Here is an 18688-nt window from a genome sequence, read left to right as displayed (position 1 = left end):
CACCCACCGGTGGCACGGGGTCGGCACCTGCCGGTAGTGCCGGCCGCTGGCCGGCAATCCCGGGGATGCGGTTGCCGGCCAGCGGCCGGCACTACCCATTACAGGGTGACCGTCTCCACCACTTCCAGGCCGTAGCCTGCCAGGCCGATCTGGCGACGCGGGGTGCCCAGTACGCGCAGCTTGCCCAGGCCCAGGTCGGACAGGATCTGCGCGCCAGCACCATTGCGGCGCCACTGGCTCACGTCCTTGTCCTTGCCCGGCACCACCGGCGCCGGCTGCTGGCGCAGACGCGCCAGCAGGGCCTCACCGTCGCGCGGAGCCGACAGCACCACCATCACACCGGCGCCTTCGGCATCGATGGCACGCAGGGCATCGGTGGCGGCCACGCCGAAGTCGTCACGGCGCCAGTGCAGCAGGTCGGCCAGCGGGTTTTCCACCTGCACGCGCACCAGGGTCGGCGTTTCGGCATCCGGAGTGCCGCGCACCAGGGCGAAATGCACGTCGTGGGCGATGCGGTCGCGATAGGTGACCAGCTTGAACGGGCCGAATTCGGTATCGATGTCGCGTTCATCGACGCGCTCGACGGTCTTCTCGGTGGCCAGACGGTAGGCGATCAGGTCGGCGATGGAGCCCATCTTCAGGCCGTGCTCGCGGGCGAACACTTCCAGCTCCGGGCGGCGCGCCATGCTGCCATCCGGGTTCAGGATCTCCACCAGCACGCCGGCCGGTTCCAGCCCGGCCAGCATGGCCATGTCCACGGCGGCTTCGGTGTGGCCGGCGCGGGTCAGCACGCCGCCCGGCTGGGCGATCAGCGGGAAGATATGGCCCGGCTGGTGCAGGTCCGACGGCTTGGCGTTGGGCTTCACCGCGGTGCGGATGGTATGCGCGCGGTCATGCGCCGAGATGCCGGTGGTGACGCCCTCGGCGGCCTCGATGCTGACCGTGAAATTGGTCTGGAACTGCGCGGTATTGGCCTGCACCATCGGCGCCAGGCCGAGATCGGCGGCGCGGGTGCGGTTCAGCGGCAGGCACACCAGGCCACGGCCATGGGTGACCATGAAGTTGATGTCGCTGGCCTTGACCAGCTCGGCGGCCATGATCAGGTCGCCTTCGTTCTCGCGGTCTTCGTCATCGACGATGACGACCATGCGGCCCAGGCGGATGTCTTCCAGGATCTCCGGAATCGGGGCGAAATTCATGCTGCATCTCCATGCGGGTGCTGACCGTTGGCCGGCACACTGATCAGGCGCTCCACGTATCGGGCCACCAGGTCGATTTCAAGGTTGACCGCACTGCCCACGCCCGCGGCGGAGAAGGCGGTGTTGGCCACCGTGTGCGGGATCAGGGCGACTTCGAAGCCCTCATCATCCACTTCGTTGACGGTGAGGCTGACGCCGTCCACGCAGATCGAGCCCTTCTTGGCGATGTAGCGGCGCAGCGAGGCCGGCGCTGCGAATCGCCAACGCTGGGCACGCGCGTCTTCGTGGATGGACAGCACTTGGCCGAGGCCGTCGACGTGGCCGCTGACCAGATGGCCGCCGAGGCGGTCGGTCGGGCGCATGGCGCGTTCAAGGTTGATGACCGCCCCTTCGGACAGCTGGCCGAGCGTGGTCAGGCCCAGGGTCTCGGTGGACGCGTCAGCCTGGAAGTTGCTGGCGTCGAATGCGATGACGGTGAGGCAGACGCCGTTGATGGCAATGCTCTCGCCCATCTGCACGTTGTCGAACGGCAGAGTCCCGACATTGAAGGTGAAGCGGACATCGCCGCCGATGGATTCGCGTGCGGCCAGACGGCCGACGCCTTCGATGATTCCAGTAAACAAGTAACGTTCTCCGCGAAAAGTGAGCGAAAAACGCCGCAAGGCAAACAGGCGCACGCAGGGCATGAGCCCTGTGGCACCGTCTTCTTTCATCCGGACTATGACCGTCGGCTCCGGCATTGGACCGGATCTGCTGACCCCCGGCCGTGGGCCGGGGCGCTCGCGGGCTCGTGCTTGCGCACCTACCGCCGGTGGGGAATTGCACCCCGCCCTGAAGACGTTTGTGTACCGGCGAACCGGCGTGGCTAGTGTACCAGCCCGTGCTGAACGGGGTCGGATGCCACAGCTGTGACGGCCGTCGCTCGCAATTTGTAAAACTTTCATTAAAATTCTGCCCCGGACGACATGAGGTCGCCACGGGCAGCCCGCTGGGCAGGCCCGCCAAAGGACTGAAATTCACAGGAATTCCCATGCGCAAGATGCTGATCGTGGCCGCCCTGCTGGCCGCCGCCCCGCTCTCGGCTTCGGCCGACGCCCTGAGCTACACCTACGTTGAAGGCGGTTGGACGCAGGTCAAGGTTGACGACAACGCACTGGACGACCCGAAGGTCGACGGCGGCTACCTGCGTGGCTCCGTGGCCATCGCCGAACAGGTCTACGTGTTTGGTGGCTGGTCGCGCACCAGCAAGACCTATCACTACAGCGACGGTTCGCTGAAGGTTGAACTGAATCAGCCGGAGCTGGGCATCGGCTACCACATGCCGTGGACCGACCGCGTCGACTTCACCGCCGACATCGCCTGGGTGCGCCAGAACGCTGAGCTGACCGATCGTTATGACGGCTACAGCGACCGCTACAAGGACCACACCAACCTGGCCCGCGCCACCATGGGCATCCGCGGCAAGCCGTCGCGCATGACCGAAGCCTGGGCCAAGGCCGGTTACATGGACGGCGGCAACAACTACAAGGGCACCTGGGTCGGCACCATCGGTGGCCAGATCAACTTCACCAGGACCTGGGGTCTGGTGGGCGAGATCTCCGGCTACCGCGACGTCACCCAGTACTCGGCCGGCGTCCGCGCCAGCTTCTGATCCAACGATCGCTCCTCGTCGTGCGATCGAACGGGCCCCGCAAGGGGCCCGTTTTTTTGGCCGGCATACACGACCTCGTGACCCCATCGCGTCATCGAAAGTCCACGCAGATGCGCTAGGCTTGCGCGCCTCTGGAACAGGAAAACACCGTCATGAAGACCCCCACCCGTACTCTGCTGGCCAGCATGCTGTTGTGCGCCCCGCTGATCGCCACGGCCGCCCCGGCCACGCTGTCGCCCGAACAGGCGTTCGACCTGTATGCACGCACCCTGCTGGAAGACGACGCGACCGCCACGCGCGCGCTCAACGACGCACTGAAACCGGCATTCGAAGGCCAGGACGCTGTAACCCCGAATCCGGGTGCGCTGGCCAAGGCATTGGCCGAACCCTGGCAGACCGTACTGGCCAGCACCGGCGCCAAGGTCGACGCTGCGGCCACCGAAGCGCTGTATGCCAAGGCGCTGCGTGATTCGAAGTGCCGCGCCACCAAGAGCGTGATCGAAGACAACGAATACGTTGAAGACCAGAAGCTGGCGCGGATCACCTACAGCTGCCAGCTGCCCGACCTGGGCAAGGTGCGCCCGCTGTTCGCCGCCAGCCTCGCATCCGATGCCAGCCCGGCCTCGCGCAAGCAGTTCACCGATGCCTACACCCAAGCGCTGCAGAGTGGCGCGCGCGTGCCGGTCAGCGGCACCTTCACCCTGTACCCGGCCAAGGACAACGGCTACTGGTACAGCGGCAACTTCGATGACCTGGTGGGCACCTTGGCCGGTGCGCTGGCACCGTTCGAGGACTGGATGCAGGACGCGCAGGCGGCCAACGCGCCGAAGGTGACCGGCGTACCGGGCTGCGACCTGTTGCTGCAGCAGCATCGTGCCTGCGTGGCGAAGATCGCACCGGACCAGATCAGCGGCGTGGACGCCATGGCCGAGGAGCTGAAGGCCAAGGCACAGGTGCAGTCGGCCGATGAGATGACGCAGGAGTGCAAGGCACTGCGCCCGATCGCCGAGATGATGTGGACCGACGAGTGCGCGTGAGCCGCGTGTAGAGCCGAGCCCACGCTCGGCTCATTGTCGCCGACGACGAGGGCGGCCGCACTTTCAGAACCGTTGCATGGCCCTGCGTGGCCTGCATGGTCAATGCTGTTGCCCTCTTCCATCGGGGCAACCGCATGAAACACCGCACGACGTCGACCATGGTCATGTTGCTGACGCTGCTGGCGCTTGTGGCGTGCGGGCAAGCCAAAGCTCCCAAGTCCAGGATTACGACCTTCTCGGTCATCCCAGCGGTTGCCTTCGAGTCAACCCTGCTGAGCGACCGGCAGCTGGATGCGTGGATGAGCGAAGACGACGACTGTCACGCGTTCCTGATGTACCACGATCAGTGTGCCGTGTTGGTATTGCCGCATGAGTACGACGACGGGTTTACCCGTCACCAGTTGCGATTGAAGGCGAAGAACCTGCCGGGCGAGGCACTGGGCGCGTACTGCCGCAACCTGCATGCGCTGTGGAAGCAGCAATGGAAGGGCCAGTGCCCGGTCGGCGAAGAAGACGACGAGGATGCCTGACGACAAGGGCGTCGCCCCTGCTTCGCGTCATTGCCTCACGGGCGCAGCAGCAGCCTGATGTCCTCACCGACCTGACGCTGGTCCACCACACGCAGGCGACGCTGCTGGTCCATGGCATCGATGCCGAGGCCAGCCAGCAGCGGGCGGCCGTTGTCGCCCAGCAGCGTGGGCGCCTGATACAGCAGCAGTTCGTCCACCCAGCCGCCGCGCAGCAAGGTACCGGCCAGCGTCGCGCCGGCTTCGGTATGCACTTCGTTGATGCCGCGCTCGGCCAGCAATGCCAGCACCGCGCCAAGATCGAGACGGCCGTCAACACTGGGCACGCTGGCAAATTCTGCGTCAGCCGCATCCGGTGCACTCACTGCAGCATCGTGCAGGTACAGCGTCGGTGCCCCACCCTCGCGCACACGGCTGCACTCCAGTGAGCGCAGGCGCGAATCCAGCACTACGCGCAGTGGCGGCATCACCTCGGCATCAGCCAGGCGCACGGTCAGCATCGGGTCGTCGGCCAGTACGGTTTCGGCGCCGGTCAGGATCGCACCTGCGCGCGCGCGCCAGTGCTGCACGTCTTCGCGCGCGGCCGGGCCGGTGATCCACTTGGAGCTACCATCGGCCATCGCGGTGCGACCGTCGAGGCTGGCCGCCAGCTTCACCCGCAGCCACGGCCGGTTGCGCTCCACACGCGACAGGAAGCCCTTGTTGAGCTCACGTGCCTGCGTCGCCATCAGCCCTTCAGCGACTTCGATGCCCGCATTGCGCAGCAGATCGAAGCCACCACCATCGACCTTCGGGAACGGATCGCGCATCGCGGCAACGACGCGCGACACACCCGCTTCGATCAAGGCCAGCGCACACGGCGGTGTGCGCCCGTAGTGCGCACAAGGCTCCAGGGTGACGTAGGCGGTGGCACCGCGCGCCTCGCTTCCTGCCTCGCGCAGCGCGAACACTTCGGCGTGCGGTCCACCGGCACGCTGGTGCCAGCCCTGCCCGACCACACGTTCGCCGTGGGCGATCACGCAGCCGACCATCGGGTTTGGGCGGGTGGTGTAGGCGGCACGCTCGGCCAGACGCAGTGCGTTGGCCATGTGCAGGTGGTCGAGAACGGAGAACGGGGTGGTCATGCGGCCATGGTAGCGCCGTTGGTGCCGGTGTAGATCCACGCCATGCGTGGATGGGCGCCACTGTGCCAACCAAGGTTGGCACCCACCGAAGCAGATATCTGTGCCAACCAAGGTTGGCATCCACCGAAGCAGATATCTGTGCCAACCAAGGTTGGCATCTACCGGGGCGTCAGCCCTTCTTCTTCTTGGTCAGGGCGATCACGTCGCCCAGCAGCTGCAGCTGTTCGGTACTGGAGGGCAGATCACGCTCCAGCTTCTCGATCTCCTCGCGGAAATCGGCCACGTCCTCGAAGCTGCGGTAGACCGACGCGAAGCGTACGTAGCCGACATGGTCGAGCTTGCGCAGTTCGTTCATGACGAACTCGCCGACCTTGATCGAGGGCACTTCGCGCTCGCCGCTGATGCGCAGCTGGTGGACCACGGCGCGTACCGCCGCTTCGATCTTGTCTTCGGCCACCGCACGCTTCTGCAGCGCGCGGTCGAAGCCAGCGCGGACCTTGCGCTGGTCGAATGCTTCACGGGTGCCATCGCTCTTGACGATGGCGGGCAGTTTCAACTCCACCGTTTCCATGGTGCTGAAGCGCTCGCCACAGGCTTCGCATTCACGCCGACGACGGATCGTCGCGCCGTCTTCGGAGACGCGCGAGTCGATGACCCGGGTATCGGCATGTTGGCAGAAGGGGCAGTGCATGGAACGCCTGGCTCAGGAAAGTACCTATTGCCACGGTCATGGCAGCGTCGCAAAGGTACCTGAGAAAGGGCCCCGCAGCAAATGCTGTCTGCGCGGAAGTGCCTGCATTTCGGCCGAACAGAGCCGCCAGCGCGGTCAGCGCTGCGCGTTCAACCGGGTGCCGGCGGCGCCGAGGCCGCGCGCGCCCAACGCAGCCACGCCAGATGCCCTGCCATCACCAGCAGCGGCGGGCCGAACCCGAGGAAGGCCAGGGTCGAGATCTCCCCGCGCTTGAAGGTGAAGTACAGCGTGGCGGCGACCACGCCCAGCGCGGCCAGGCTTCCCAGCGCCAGGCCTATCCAGGCGACAACCGGCGATTGGCGCAAGCCGGTAACACCGCGCCACAGGAACAGGCCGCTCAGCCACAACCACGACAGCAGGCCGATGATCCCGGCCGACGACCACAACAGCAGGATCCTGTACTCGTCACCGGTCAGGTACTTGCCATCCCATACGACCATCAGACCCAGCACGGCACCCGTGCCTCCGGCGGCCACCGTTGGCAGGCCCACCAACAGGCCGGCAATGGCCATCCAGCGTTTGTGCAGACGCTCATCCATGCGTTCGGTTTCCTTCCCTGGGCCGCATCATCCGCGGCGTTTGATCCACACCAGCATCGCAGCCGGCACCAGCATCGATGGGCCCAGCAGCAACAAGCCGAGGCCTTCGCCGTGCACGGCGATGCCCCACCACAGCGCCAGCCCCAGCGGCGGCAAGGCGGCGAGACCGCCCGCCAGCAGCATCCACCACCAGAGGCGGTGCACGTGCAGCCCGGCACGCCCCTGCATCAGAAAACCCGCGCTCAGCCACAACCAGGCCAGGCAGCCGGCAATGCCGGCCAGGCCCCACAGCGGCATCACCGTTACCGAGGCCAGCGTGCCATGACCAAACTGGCCCAGCCCCATCAGCAGCAGCATCGTCGCCGCCGCGCCGCCCATCGCCAGGCTGGGCAGGCCGAACAGCACCGCCAGCGCGGCGTAGAGGTACTTGAGGTGGCGCTCATCCATGCGCGGTTACTCCCATACCGGTGTCGGAGCCCTTCCCGGCAGGAAGGGATCCGACCCCTGCTGCGATCAGCCGTAGACCGGGTACTTGCGGCACTGCGCGCTGACGGCGTCGCGCACGCGGGCGATGACGGCGTCATCGTTCGGTGCGTCGAGCACGTCGGCGATCCAGTTGGCCAGGTCCACGCAATCCTGTTCGACGTAACCACGGGTGGTCACCGCCGGGGTGCCCAGGCGCAGGCCCGAGGTCACGAACGGCGAACGCGGGTCGTTCGGCACCGAGTTCTTGTTGACGGTGATGTGGGCCTTGCCCAGCGCGGCTTCCGCGTCCTTGCCGGACACGTCCTTGCCGATCATGTCGACCAGCATCAGGTGGTTCTGGGTGCCACCGGAGACGATCTTGTAGCCGCGCGCGATCAGCGTGTTGGCCATCGCCTGGGCGTTCTTCACCACCTGCTGCTGGTAGGCCTTGAAGCCCGGTTCCAGCGCTTCCTTGAAGGCCACGGCCTTGCCGGCGATGACGTGCATCAGCGGACCACCCTGGATGCCCGGGAACACGATCGACTGCAGCTTCTTGACCAGGTCTTCGTCGGCGCCCTTGGCGACGATGATGCCGCCGCGCGGGCCGCGCAGGGTCTTGTGGGTGGTCGAGGTGACCACGTGCGCGTGTTCCAGCGGGCTCGGGTAGACGCCAGCGGCGACCAGGCCGGCGACGTGGGCCATGTCGACGAACAGGTAGGCGCCGACCTTGTCGGCGATGGCGCGGAAGCGCGCCCAGTCGATCACCTGCGAGTAGGCGGAGAAGCCGGCCACGACCATCTTCGGCTTGTGCTCCAGGGCCAGGCGCTCGACTTCGTCGTAATCGATCAGGCCCTGGTCGTTCACACCATACTGCACGGCGTTGAACAGCTTGCCCGAGGCGTTCACCTTGGCACCGTGGGTGAGGTGGCCGCCGTGGGCCAGGCTCATGCCGAGGATGGTGTCACCCGGCTGCAGCAGGGCGAAGTACACGGCCTGGTTGGCCTGCGAGCCGCTGTGCGGCTGCACGTTGGCGTAGTCGGCGCCGAACAGCTGCTTCAGGCGATCGATCGCCAGCTGCTCGGCGATGTCCACGTATTCGCAACCACCGTAGTAGCGCTTGCCCGGGTAGCCTTCGGCGTACTTGTTGGTCAGCTGGCTGCCCTGCGCTTCCATCACCGCCGGGCTGGTGTAGTTCTCGCTGGCGATCAGCTCGACGTGGTCTTCCTGGCGCTGGGTCTCAGCGGCGATGGCCTTGGCCAGTTCGGGATCGTAGGATTCGATGCGGACGTCACGCGGGAACATCGGGTACTCCAGCAGGCAGGGAAAAGGGGTACGGCTCAGCCCCCGATTGTAGCCCCGCACCGGGCCTGCCGGGGCCGAAACGGACGGGGCCGGCATCCCCGAAGGAATCCGGCCCCGTATGGTTTCGAGTGCGCTGTACCGGCGTACCGGTAGATCCACGCCATGCGTGGAGGTGGCTGCGGACTCAGCGGCTGCTGAGCACGTACTGGGCGATCACACCGGTGGCGATGGCCACCAGCAGCATGTTGCCGCGGTCATCGCGGATCCAGTGGTGGCCATACGGCGGGCGACGCAGGTGATAGCGCGGATAGTCGTTCACCACATAGATCGGGCCACGGTAGTAGTCGCGGTAGCGATGGCCGACCTTCCAGCCGTAGCCCGGGCCATAGGCCGGGCGGTACACCACACGCGGCGGTGCCGGGCGGTAGTAGCGGTCATGGTCGCGGTGCCACTCGCGGTGATCCTGGCGGTAGTCGCGCCGGGCCTCGCGGCGGTCGCGTTCCCAGTCACGACGGTCCTGGCGCCATTCGCGGCGGTCCTCGCGCCACTCGCGGCGGTCGTGGTCGCGGCGGTGGTCGTTGTCGGCGAAGGCCGGGGCCACGGCGCCGGCCATTACTCGATTGATGCGCATGTCAGACCTCTGCTCGGGTGGGTGGTAAGCCCATATTGCGCACCCGATCTGAACCGTTTCCGGCTGGAAACGCTTCCCGCTACAGGACTGTGACCGGGTATTCAGGCCGCGGCCAGCCCGGCGCCCCTGCCCGGGCGCGGCCCGGAACCGGTTCCGGCTATAATTGGCGGTATTCCATTTCAGTCTGTGCCCGCTGCCGCAACGGGATGTTCCCGTGACGGGTCGGGCGCAGGGCCGCGCCTACGGAGACCGCATGTCCTCGCAATACATCTACACCATGAACCGCGTGTCCAAGGTGGTCCCGCCCAAGCGGCAGATCATCAAGGACATCTCGCTGTCCTTCTTCCCGGGCGCGAAGATCGGCCTGCTGGGCCTGAACGGCGCCGGCAAGTCCACCGTGCTGAAGATCATGGCCGGCGTGGACACCGATTTCGAGGGCGAAGCCCGCCCGCAGCCGGGCATCAAGGTCGGCTACCTGGCGCAGGAACCGGAACTGGACCCGACCAAGACCGTGCGTGAAGCGGTCGAGGAAGGCGTGGGCGAAGTGCTGCAGGCCCAGGCCGCGCTGGACGCGGTGTACCTGGCCTACGCCGAGGAAGGCGCCGACTTCGACGCGCTGGCCAAGGAACAGGAGCGCCTGGAGGCGATCCTGGCCGCTGGCGACGCGCACACCCTGGAGAACCAGCTGGACGTGGCCGCCGATGCGCTGCGCCTGCCGCCGTGGGATGCCGTGGTCGGCAAGCTGTCCGGTGGTGAAAAGCGCCGCGTAGCGCTGTGCCGCCTGCTGCTGCAGAAGCCGGACATGCTGCTGCTCGACGAACCGACCAACCACCTCGACGCCGAGTCGGTGGAATGGCTGGAACAGTTCCTGGCGCGCTACACCGGCACCGTGGTGGCGGTCACCCACGATCGCTACTTCCTGGACAACGCCGCCGAGTGGATCCTGGAACTGGACCGCGGCCGCGGCATTCCGTGGAAGGGCAACTACACCGACTGGCTGACCCAGAAGGATGAACGCCTGAAGCAGGAAGACAACCAGGAAAAGGCTCGCCAGAAGGCGATCCAGAAGGAACTGGAGTGGTCGCGCCAGAACGCCAAGGGCGGCCGCACCAAGGGCAAGGCCCGTCTGGCCCGCCTGGAAGAGCTGCAGTCGGTCGATTACCAGAAGCGCAACGAGACCAATGAAATCTTCATCCCGCCGGGCGAGCGCCTGGGCAATGCGGTGATGGAGTTCAAGAACGTCTCCAAGAAGTTCGGCGACCGCCTGCTGTTCGACAACCTGAGCTTCCTGGTGCCGGCCGGCGCCATCGTCGGCATCATCGGCCCGAACGGTGCCGGTAAGTCGACCCTGTTCAAGATGATCACCGGCCAGGAAAAGCCGGATACCGGCGAGATCGTGGTCGGCCCGACCGTGAAGCTGTCCTACGTGGACCAGAGCCGCGACGCGCTGGAAGGCAACCACAACGTCTTCCAGGAAATCGCTGGCGGCCTGGACATCCTCAACATCAACGGCATCGAGATCCAGTCGCGCGCCTACATCGGCCGCTTCAACTTCAAGGGCCAGGACCAGCAGAAGATGGTCGGTTCGCTGTCCGGTGGTGAGCGTGGCCGCCTGCACATGGCCAAGACCCTGCTGCAGGGTGGCAACGTGCTGCTGCTCGACGAACCGTCCAACGACCTGGACATCGAAACCCTGCGTGCGCTGGAAGATGCGCTGCTGGAGTTCCCGGGCAACACCTTCGTCATTTCGCATGACCGCTGGTTCCTGGATCGCATCGCGACCCACATCCTGGCGTTCGAAGGCGACTCGCACGTGGAGTTCTTCCAGGGCAACTACCGCGAGTACGAAGAAGACAAGCGCCGCCGCATGGGCGACGACGCCGCGCCGAAGCGCCTGCGCTTCAAGGCGCTGAAGTAAGGCAACAGGAAAGGCCGCGCTCGCGCGGCCTTTCTCATTTCGGTAGGTCACCACCGTTGGTGGTGACGCTGTGAAGCGTACCGACCAACGGTCGGTACCCACGTTCTGCATTCGGGTACGTCACGACCGTTGGTCGTGACGCATTATTGTCGCGAGATTCCCCCATGTCCCTGTTCGAGCGCCTGTTCCAGCTGCAGCAGCACGGCACCACCGTGCGCACCGAGCTGCTGGCCGGTGTCACCACCTTCCTGACGATGTCCTACATCGTCTTCGTCAATCCCGAGATCCTTGGCACCACCGGCATGGATGCGGGCGCGGTGTTCGTGGCCACCTGCCTGGCGGCTGCACTGGGTTCGGCGGTGATGGCGCTGGCCGCCAACTTCCCGGTCGGCATGGCGCCCGGCATGGGCCTGAACGCGTTCTTCGCCTTCACCGTGGTCGGCGCTGCCGGCCTGCCGTGGCAGCAGGCACTGGGAGCGGTGTTCATCTCCGGCCTGGTGTTCCTGGTGCTGTCGCTGACCGGTGTGCGTGCATGGCTGGTGTCGGGCATTCCTTCGTCGCTGCGCTCGGCCATCGTGGCCGGCATCGGCCTGTTCCTGGCGATCATCGCGCTGCAGAAGTCCGGCGTGATCGTCGGCAATGAAGACACGCTGGTGGCGCTGGGCCCGTTGAACACGGCGCCGCCGCTGCTGGCGCTGGCCGGTTTCCTGCTGATCGCGGTACTGGAAGCGCGTCGCATCCGTGGCGCGATCCTGATCGGCATCCTGGCGGTGACCGGCGCCGGCTGGGCGCTGGGCGACGTGCAGTACCAGGGCCTGGTCTCGCTGCCGCCGAGCCTGGCACCCACCTTCCTGCAGCTGGACCTGCCGGGCCTGCTGCACCATGACGGCGGTGCGCCGATCGCGGTGCTGCTGCAGGTGGTGCTGGTGTTCGTGCTGGTGGAAGTGTTCGATGCCACCGGCACCCTGTATGGCGTGGTCGGCCGCGCCGGCCTGCTGAAGCTGCCGGGCGCGCAGAAGCGCTTCGGCCGCGCGTTGCTGGCCGACAGCACGGCGATCGTGGCCGGTTCGATGCTCGGCACCAGCAGCACCACCGCCTTCGCCGAAAGCGCCTCGGGCGTGCAGGTGGGCGGCCGTACCGGCCTGACCGCACTGGTGGTATCGGCACTGTTCCTGGCCGCGCTGCTGTTCTCGCCGCTGGCGGCGATGGTGCCCAGCTATGCCACCGCACCGGCGTTGCTGTTCGTGGCTGGCCTGATGCTGCGCGAACTGGTGGAAGTGGACTGGAGCGACCTGACCGAATCGGTGCCGGCGGCACTGTGTGCGCTGGCGATGCCGTTCACCTACTCCATCGCCAATGGCCTGGCGTTCGGCTTCATCGCCTATGCCGCACTGAAGGCCGGTACCGGCCGCTGGCGCGAAGTGCATCCGGCGGTGTGGCTGGTGGCGGTGCTGTTCACCCTGCGCTACGCGTTGGAATAAGCGTTGGGCGGTGCCGGCCAGCGGCCGGCACTACCGGGCGGTGGTTCACCTGCCGCGCACGGTGCTTTGGGATGATGCGGGCATGGTGCCGCCAGTCCTTCCTGCTGATCCGTCCTCGCCGTTGCGCCGCCGGCTGCTGCGTGCGGCAGTGCTGGCACCGCTGGCCGCTGCGCTGACCACCCTGCCCGGCTGCTCGTTGCCGGTGCAGGTCGATGGCACCTTCCTGCAGCCGTGGCGCAGCCACCTGCAGTGGGACCTGGCCGACTGGCAACGATCCTTGAAGCTTGCACGTACGCTGGGCTGCCGGCAGCTGGTGCTGCAGTGGACCGGCATCGTCGGTGGCAGCGACGGCGACTGGTCGCTGCCGGACAGCAGCCTGCAGCAGCTGTTCACCGCCGCCAGCGAGAACGACATCCGCATCCGCGTCGGCCTCCCCTTCCAGCAACGCTGGTGGCAGGCCATCGGCGCCGACGATGCCACGCTGCAGGCCTTCCTGGCCGAGAGCCTGGTGCAGGCACGCCGCTGGTTGGCACAGGCGCCCTGGGCGCAGCAGCCGGCCTTCGGGGGCTGGTACCTGCCCTACGAGCTGGAGCAGTATCACTGGGCCGATCCGGCCCGCCAGCTGTGGCTGACGCAGTGGTTGCACGGCCTGGTGCAGGCCGCCGGCGCACGCGGCGGTGACTGTGCGATCTCCTGTTACTTCAGCCGCCTGCAGACCAATGGCAACCTGGTCACGCTGTGGCAGGCCGTGCTGGCCCAAGCGGCGGTGCGGCCGATGGTGCAGGACGGTGTGGGCGTAGCCGGTGTCGGCAACGTGCAGCAGCTGCAACCGCTGCTCGATCATTTCCACGCACACGGCATCGGCTTCGATGCGATCGTTGAACTGTTCCGCGAACTGCCCGGCGGCCCTGCCGACGGCAGCGGATTCAAGGGCGAAACGGCCGATGCCGCACGCATCCAGCGGCAATTGGCATGGGCACGCGACAGCGGCGCACAGCACGTGCTGGCCTATGCACTGGAGCCATGGCTGACCCAGGACACACCGCAGGCCGCAGCGCTGCGGCGACGCTGGGGCCTGCCTCAGTAGTAGAGGATGGCGGTGGCGAACAGGCCCTTGGCACGCTGCGTATCACCACCGCCGATGGCGATGCGGTACTGCACGGTCAGGTCCAGGTAGGAACGCGGCGTGTTGTAGTGGTCCTCGCGGAACCAGTAACGCACGCCCACGCCTGGCCCTGCGCCAAGTGACCAGCTGCGCTGCGTATCGTTGAGCGCGAACGACTGCGCCGGGAACGGCGGATAACGGATGTCGCGCACGCGCGAGCGCTGGTCCAGCCAATCGGCGCCAACCACGACATAGGGTGTGACCACCCAGTGCGTCTGCCCGGCACCGAAACGGAAGCTGCGCCCGGCGCGCAGTTCACCGGCAGCGAACCACTGTTCGCGATGCAGGCGCCCGTTGGCCTCGCCAAGGCGCCGCACCGGCGTGCCGTTGGCATCGAGCGCGTCGAGGGTGAAGGTGGCACCGTTGTCGTCCCAGGTATATCCCCCCTGCGCATAGCCACTGACCATCCACCACTGGTTCACATCGGTGCGCAGATCGGTGCCGTGGTAATAGCCGTAGGTCAGGTAGGACATCCATCCACCGGAACCGCTGGCCAAGCGGTAGCGCGCCAGCGTGCTGGCTTCCAGTGGCCGGTTCAGGGCCAGCTGCAGGCGGCACTGCACCGCTGCCGATGCGGGGTAGACCTCGCCCTGGCGGGTGGCGCTGCCGAGGAACTGGCGGCGCTCGATGCCGGCGCTCAGACCGGTCTGGCCAAACGCGTAGCGCAACCCGAACGAGGCGATGGTGGACGGCCAGCCGGTGGTCGAGCGCGAATGACTGAGGCGCTCGGCGCGTGCACGCGCATCCGGCGTTGATTCGCCGGTGCACGGATCCACCGCACGGATCGACTCGTAGGTGCCGCCCTCGTCGTACAGCGTGTTGAGCAGGCGTGCGTAGAGCTCCAGCGTGCCATGCTGGTCGTTGAAGGCCGGGGGCCGCCAGAACGCCTCCAGCGTACTGAACACCGAATCGCCGGGCGTACTGATCGCCGCACCGCCGACATTGGTTGCGGCCTGGCGCGCCCCCCGGAAACCGGCCGAGGCGATCACGCCCCACTCGCGTGAATAGTTGGCGATGGCATTGCGCACGTTGTAGCGCTGATGCTCATCCAGCGGCAGCTCACCGACGTCGGCGCGGTCGATGGCGCTACGCAGCAGGGTCACCGCCTGTGGATGATCGCCGTTGGCTGCGCTGGCGTAGGCCTGGTCGAGCACCACGCTTTTCGGTGCCTTGCCGGTGGCCTCGGCGGCACGGAAGTCGGCCAGTGCCTGCGCCGGTTCGTGCGCCTTCTGGTTGAGGTAGCCGCGCTGCATCAGCGCCTCCGCATCGTCAGGACGCTGTGCCAGTGCCGCATCCAGGCGCTGCCGTGCTTCGTCCTGCTGTGCGCGGTTGCCCGCTGCCAGCGTGGTGGTCAGCAGGGCTTGCAGGTTCGCGTCGTCCGGTGCGAGTTGCACGGCCTGCCGCGCCTCACCGATGGCATCGGCGTAGTCCTCGCGCGCGTAGGCAGCGTAGGCGCGCTGTGCGGCACCGCCATCGCCCTGCAGGTCGGCCGGCGTCAGCTCGCAGACGTTACCGGTATCACCGGACTGGCAATGCTGGACGGGTGCCGGGTAGGTCTGGGCGCTGATGCGGGGAAGCGCGCGACTGGAACGGATCGCCCGGGCGCGTTGCTCGATGCCCTGCTGCAGCAACTGCTGCGCGCGTGCATCGCCCGCATCCGTCGGCAATGCCGACTGCAAGGGTGCCAGCAGCGCCGCGGCGCGCGTGCGGTCGGCACTGGCCAGCGCCGCATCCACCGCCAGCAGACGCACGTTGCGCTGCTGCATGGATGACCCGGGCGTGGCGAGTGCCGCATCGAAATCCTCATTGGCCCGCGACGTGCTGCCCTGGCGCTGGCGCAGGTAACCGCGCATGACCCGTGCATTGAGGTCGTTGGCATCTACCTGCAACGCCTGATCAGCACTGTGCTCAGCGTCGGCCAGCTGATCGCCCTGCAGCTGCGCGGTGATCAATAGCAGCCGGTATGAAGCCACGTCGGGGGCCAGTTCCACGGCAGCGTGTGCCTGCTCAATGGCGGCGGCATCCTCGCCTCCGGACAGCGATTGATAGGCCTGCTGGGCCTGCAGCAGGGCGCGTTGGCGACCCAGTGCCACGCGCCGCGTGCGCAGCGCCTCGGCATTCGGTGCACCCAGCTGCAGCGCGGTGCCGATGGCGGCGTCGGCCTGTTCGGGCTGTTGCTGTGCCTCCAGTGCTGCCACCCATAGCAGGGCCCATGCGCCCTGTTTCGGCTGCTTCCGGAACGCCTGCTCGGCCTTGCTGGCCGCCTCTCCCATCCGCCCGGCGTCATAGGCCGCGTACGCCTCGGTGGCCAGCGCGTAGGCCTGCTGCCTGCTGCGGTGTGCGGCGCTGCCGACCGGACGAGATGGGGATGTCGTGCGCGCACCTTCGCCTCCGGTTGCCGCGCTACGTGCAGCGGTGGCAGCCGCCAGCGCCGGCAACGCCGGATCCTTCAACCCCGCGTCCAGTGCACGACGCGCCTGCTGCTGCGCCTCGGCACCCCGCCCCAGTTTCTGCAGCGCATAGATCTGCAGCAGGCGCAGCCGCACCACGTCCGGGCGCAGCCGGATCGCTTCAGTGGATTGCTGGTAGGCCGCCGGGTAGTCGCCGCGCTCATAGGCGGCAAACGCCTGCTCGGCGACGCGGTAGGCCGCACCGGACAGCGGCAGTGCCGCGTCGGCCTGTGCCAGCACCGGCACCGCAGCGCTGGCCAGTGCCACGGCAATGACAGTGGACAGCAGCGTAGTCTTCATGCCGGCAAGGCTCCGGGAGGCGGTGACTGCAGCGCGGCCGCACGTCGGCGCTGCTCCTGCATGGCCTGGGCCACGGCCTCCTCGGTGGTGATGCCCTGCTTGACCAGGTAATCGCCGATGCGGCCGTCGCGCTGCGGCATGTAGTCATCCAGTGCGATCTCGAAGCGCGCGTGGTCGATCAGGCGCATTTCCACCAGCAGGTCGCCCAGCAGCGGCACGTTGTCCAGGTGCCACTGCCGGTCGCCGCCGATCAGGCGCAGGCCCGCGTTGATTTCGCTTTCGCGGGCGATGCTCTGTTCGACGTGCTCACTGCGGGTTTCCTGCTTCAGCAGCGCCAACGCCTCTTCGGGCAATGGGCTGGCGACGGCCAGCCGCAGGGTGCCTTGCTCACGCGGTGGCAGCGGCAGCATGCGCCATTGCACGCAGGCATCGGCACTGACCGGGAACTGGCAGGCGCGCAGGTAGTCCACGTCGATGACCGCGCGTGGCAGGTCGCCCTGGAAGGCGATCGCCTCGGCCAGCGTTTCATCATCCAGCCAGCCCTGGGTGAGCAGGATGCGGCCCAACGGCTGCTGGCGGCCTGCCTGCTGCTGATCCAGCGCCTGCTGCAGGCGTTCGGGTTCCACCGCCTGCCAGGTGGTCAACAGCTCACCGAGCTGCTTGCGGGTCTGCACCAGCTGTGCCGCATCCGGGAAGTCGTGCATGGTCTTGTCCCAGACCATGCGCTTGCCGAACAGCAGGTAGGCCAGGAACACCTTCCACGCGCGCGCGGTGGCCATGAAATTGATCATGTTGCCGACCACCATGCGAGGGATCGACATCAGCGCATGCTCCCAGCCATACAGCCGGTTGACGAAGTAGAAGCGCTGCACGACGCGGGTGGCCAGCGCCGCCGTGGTCAGCAGCGCCACGTTCATCTGCCAGGTACCGGCCTGGAACACGCTGGGAAACTGCATCGTCCACAGCCCGGTCATCTTCAACAGCCAGAACAGCAGCAGCTGCAGGAAGATGACGTAGGCGATGATGCTGACGAACGAGGTGATGATGCCCTTGCGGTCGCGCGCCAGCAGGTACTTGGTGGCCAGCGAGCCGCGCCAGCCCAGCGACTCCCAGCTCTGCAGGCCGATGCCCAGCACCCACCGCGCCTTCTGCCGGTACGATGCGCGGAAGTTGTCGGGGAAGTACTCGCGCACGCACAGCGCCATTTGCTGGGTGCGCTCGCGTACCGGGCCCCAGCCGAACCAGGACGGGCGACGCACGCGGAACTGCACCGGGAAGCGCGCGAAGATCGACTGCATCCCCATCGCCGCCAGCCGCGCACCGACGTCGTAGTCCTCGGTGAGGCTGTCGGTGTTGAAGGGCTGGTTGTCGGTCTGCGCGCTCAGTGCCAGCAGCGCGCGCCGCGAGAAGCAGGTGCCGACGCCCGCCGACGGCACCATGCCGGAAACACTTTCACGCACCACCAGATCCTTGGCATGCCATTCGGCGAACTCGTCCATGTAGACGCCGGCCACCAGTTCGTACCACTCGCGGTCCAGCGAGGTGACCGGCAACTGGATCATGTCCTTGCGCGGCAGCAGGTAGTTGTAGAAGCGCAGTTCCATCGGGTGCAGCACGTCCTCGCTGTCGTGCAGGATCACCCCGGCGAACTCGATGTCGTGGCGTTTCTCGTAATCGAAGATGGCCAGGATCAGCCAGTTCAGGCAGTCGGCCTTGCTGGTCGGCCCGTCATGCGGCACTTCCACGCGGCGCAGGCGCTTGTAGCGGCGGCGCATGCGCTCCACTTCGTCGATGGTCTGCTGGTCGTTGGGATAGGTGCCGACGAACACGACGTACTCGCGGTAGTCGAGTACGTTGATCATGTTCTCCACCATCTGCGCGATGACGTCGTACTCCATCCACGCCGGCACCATGATCGCCAGCGGCTGTTGCGGCCGCTGCAGCAGGTCGTCCTGGGTCAGTGGCCGGTACGCCTCGCGACGCTTGATGGTGAGCGCCCGCCAGCTCTCGCGCACCCAGTACCAGACATCGATGAACAGGTCATCGAGGCTGGAGATCAGGATCAGCACGGCCACCGCCGCCGCCGTGGTTTCCAGGGCAGCGTAGTAGTTGGCCAGCTGGATATTCCAGAACAGACCGTCCACGGCG

16 protein-coding genes and 1 riboswitch are annotated in these 18688 nt (G+C 66.9%); of the genes, 6 read left to right on the top strand and 10 right to left on the bottom strand.

The window, feature by feature from the left end:
• Window positions 1-98 precede the first annotated feature (98 nt).
• On the bottom strand, window positions 99-1199 hold the full coding sequence (gene ribB / locus ACZK4Z_RS03130; RefSeq protein WP_125894905.1) for a 3,4-dihydroxy-2-butanone-4-phosphate synthase: 1101 nt from the start codon (window positions 1197-1199) through the stop codon (window positions 99-101).
• On the bottom strand, window positions 1196-1822 hold the full coding sequence (locus ACZK4Z_RS03125; protein ID WP_125894907.1) for a riboflavin synthase: 627 nt from the start codon (window positions 1820-1822) through the stop codon (window positions 1196-1198). Before ACZK4Z_RS03125 ends, ribB begins: the two co-directional genes overlap by 4 nt.
• A gap of 74 nt (window positions 1823-1896) precedes the next feature.
• A riboswitch (FMN riboswitch) is annotated at window positions 1897-2042 on the bottom strand.
• A gap of 187 nt (window positions 2043-2229) precedes the next feature.
• Here ACZK4Z_RS03125 and ACZK4Z_RS03120 point away from each other — a divergent pair.
• From ACZK4Z_RS03120 to ACZK4Z_RS03110, 3 genes are all read left to right on the top strand, one after another.
• Complete coding sequence (locus ACZK4Z_RS03120) at window positions 2230-2850, top strand: hypothetical protein (protein WP_032128042.1); 621 nt, start codon at window positions 2230-2232, stop codon at window positions 2848-2850.
• A gap of 152 nt (window positions 2851-3002) precedes the next feature.
• Window positions 3003-3887 carry a hypothetical protein gene (locus ACZK4Z_RS03115; RefSeq protein ID WP_125894909.1) on the top strand — a complete coding sequence of 295 codons (885 nt, stop codon included), beginning with the start codon at window positions 3003-3005 and terminating at the stop codon, window positions 3885-3887.
• 95 nt (window positions 3888-3982) lie between these two features.
• On the top strand, window positions 3983-4417 hold the full coding sequence (locus ACZK4Z_RS03110) for a hypothetical protein (protein WP_329893698.1): 435 nt from the start codon (window positions 3983-3985) through the stop codon (window positions 4415-4417).
• Window positions 4418-4452: 35 nt separating this feature from the next.
• Here the strand turns inward: ACZK4Z_RS03110 and ribD are convergent, their stop codons facing one another.
• From ribD to ACZK4Z_RS03080, 6 genes are all read right to left on the bottom strand, one after another.
• The gene (gene ribD / locus ACZK4Z_RS03105; protein ID WP_125894911.1) at window positions 4453-5538 is read right to left on the bottom strand and encodes a bifunctional diaminohydroxyphosphoribosylaminopyrimidine deaminase/5-amino-6-(5-phosphoribosylamino)uracil reductase RibD; all 1086 of its coding nucleotides are present in this window, start codon (window positions 5536-5538) and stop codon (window positions 4453-4455) included.
• Between the two features lie 169 nt (window positions 5539-5707).
• A complete protein-coding gene (gene nrdR / locus ACZK4Z_RS03100; RefSeq protein WP_004143350.1) occupies window positions 5708-6229 on the bottom strand; it encodes a transcriptional regulator NrdR in 522 nt (173 codons plus the stop codon).
• Window positions 6230-6378: 149 nt separating this feature from the next.
• The gene (locus ACZK4Z_RS03095) at window positions 6379-6828 is read right to left on the bottom strand and encodes a hypothetical protein (RefSeq protein ID WP_125894913.1); all 450 of its coding nucleotides are present in this window, start codon (window positions 6826-6828) and stop codon (window positions 6379-6381) included.
• A 27-nt stretch (window positions 6829-6855) separates the two neighbouring features.
• Complete coding sequence (locus tag ACZK4Z_RS03090; RefSeq protein WP_125894915.1) at window positions 6856-7275, bottom strand: hypothetical protein; 420 nt, start codon at window positions 7273-7275, stop codon at window positions 6856-6858.
• A gap of 66 nt (window positions 7276-7341) precedes the next feature.
• Window positions 7342-8595 carry a serine hydroxymethyltransferase gene (gene glyA / locus ACZK4Z_RS03085; protein WP_010481990.1) on the bottom strand — a complete coding sequence of 418 codons (1254 nt, stop codon included), beginning with the start codon at window positions 8593-8595 and terminating at the stop codon, window positions 7342-7344.
• 184 nt (window positions 8596-8779) lie between these two features.
• Window positions 8780-9226, bottom strand: a complete 447-nt coding sequence (locus ACZK4Z_RS03080) for an RcnB family protein (RefSeq protein ID WP_478451183.1) — start codon at window positions 9224-9226, stop codon at window positions 8780-8782.
• A 253-nt stretch (window positions 9227-9479) separates the two neighbouring features.
• Between ACZK4Z_RS03080 and ettA the strand changes: the two genes are divergently transcribed.
• The 3 genes from ettA (at window position 9480) to ACZK4Z_RS03065 (ending at window position 13712) form a co-directional block, all read left to right on the top strand.
• The gene (gene ettA / locus ACZK4Z_RS03075; protein WP_005412220.1) at window positions 9480-11144 is read left to right on the top strand and encodes an energy-dependent translational throttle protein EttA; all 1665 of its coding nucleotides are present in this window, start codon (window positions 9480-9482) and stop codon (window positions 11142-11144) included.
• 164 nt (window positions 11145-11308) lie between these two features.
• Window positions 11309-12625 carry an NCS2 family permease gene (locus ACZK4Z_RS03070; RefSeq protein WP_005408048.1) on the top strand — a complete coding sequence of 439 codons (1317 nt, stop codon included), beginning with the start codon at window positions 11309-11311 and terminating at the stop codon, window positions 12623-12625.
• 82 nt (window positions 12626-12707) lie between these two features.
• Entirely contained in the window at window positions 12708-13712 is a 1005-nt protein-coding gene (locus tag ACZK4Z_RS03065; RefSeq protein WP_185749968.1) for a DUF4434 domain-containing protein, read from the top strand.
• On the opposite strand, the gene ACZK4Z_RS03060 is transcribed toward ACZK4Z_RS03065, so the two are convergent.
• Both ACZK4Z_RS03060 and ACZK4Z_RS03055 read right to left on the bottom strand, forming a co-directional pair.
• Window positions 13706-16540, bottom strand: a complete 2835-nt coding sequence (locus ACZK4Z_RS03060; protein WP_125894920.1) for an NfrA family protein — start codon at window positions 16538-16540, stop codon at window positions 13706-13708. The two genes, ACZK4Z_RS03065 and ACZK4Z_RS03060, sit on opposite strands and share 7 nt — an antisense overlap.
• Window positions 16537-18684, bottom strand: a complete 2148-nt coding sequence (locus ACZK4Z_RS03055; RefSeq protein ID WP_125894922.1) for a glycosyl transferase family protein — start codon at window positions 18682-18684, stop codon at window positions 16537-16539. Before ACZK4Z_RS03055 ends, ACZK4Z_RS03060 begins: the two co-directional genes overlap by 4 nt.
• Between the last annotated feature and the right edge of the window lie 4 nt (window positions 18685-18688).

The organism is Stenotrophomonas sp. 71799_Sma (genome assembly GCF_056482505.1).
Note: the sequence above shows the minus strand (reverse complement) of the source record. Positions and strands in the feature narration are given on the sequence as shown.

Coding starts and splice junctions, on each gene's coding strand:
- ribB (WP_125894905.1), bottom strand. CDS start 1,199: ATGAATTTCGCCCCGATTCCGGAGATCCTGGAAGACATCCGCCTGGGC.
- ACZK4Z_RS03120 (WP_032128042.1), top strand. CDS start 2,230: ATGCGCAAGATGCTGATCGTGGCCGCCCTGCTGGCCGCCGCCCCGCTC.
- ACZK4Z_RS03115 (WP_125894909.1), top strand. CDS start 3,003: ATGAAGACCCCCACCCGTACTCTGCTGGCCAGCATGCTGTTGTGCGCC.
- ACZK4Z_RS03110 (WP_329893698.1), top strand. CDS start 3,983: ATGGTCAATGCTGTTGCCCTCTTCCATCGGGGCAACCGCATGAAACAC.
- ribD (WP_125894911.1), bottom strand. CDS start 5,538: ATGACCACCCCGTTCTCCGTTCTCGACCACCTGCACATGGCCAACGCA.
- nrdR (WP_004143350.1), bottom strand. CDS start 6,229: ATGCACTGCCCCTTCTGCCAACATGCCGATACCCGGGTCATCGACTCG.
- ACZK4Z_RS03095 (WP_125894913.1), bottom strand. CDS start 6,828: ATGGATGAGCGTCTGCACAAACGCTGGATGGCCATTGCCGGCCTGTTG.
- ACZK4Z_RS03090 (WP_125894915.1), bottom strand. CDS start 7,275: ATGGATGAGCGCCACCTCAAGTACCTCTACGCCGCGCTGGCGGTGCTG.
- glyA (WP_010481990.1), bottom strand. CDS start 8,595: ATGTTCCCGCGTGACGTCCGCATCGAATCCTACGATCCCGAACTGGCC.
- ACZK4Z_RS03080 (WP_478451183.1), bottom strand. CDS start 9,226: ATGCGCATCAATCGAGTAATGGCCGGCGCCGTGGCCCCGGCCTTCGCC.
- ettA (WP_005412220.1), top strand. CDS start 9,480: ATGTCCTCGCAATACATCTACACCATGAACCGCGTGTCCAAGGTGGTC.
- ACZK4Z_RS03070 (WP_005408048.1), top strand. CDS start 11,309: ATGTCCCTGTTCGAGCGCCTGTTCCAGCTGCAGCAGCACGGCACCACC.
- ACZK4Z_RS03065 (WP_185749968.1), top strand. CDS start 12,708: ATGGTGCCGCCAGTCCTTCCTGCTGATCCGTCCTCGCCGTTGCGCCGC.
- ACZK4Z_RS03060 (WP_125894920.1), bottom strand. CDS start 16,540: ATGAAGACTACGCTGCTGTCCACTGTCATTGCCGTGGCACTGGCCAGC.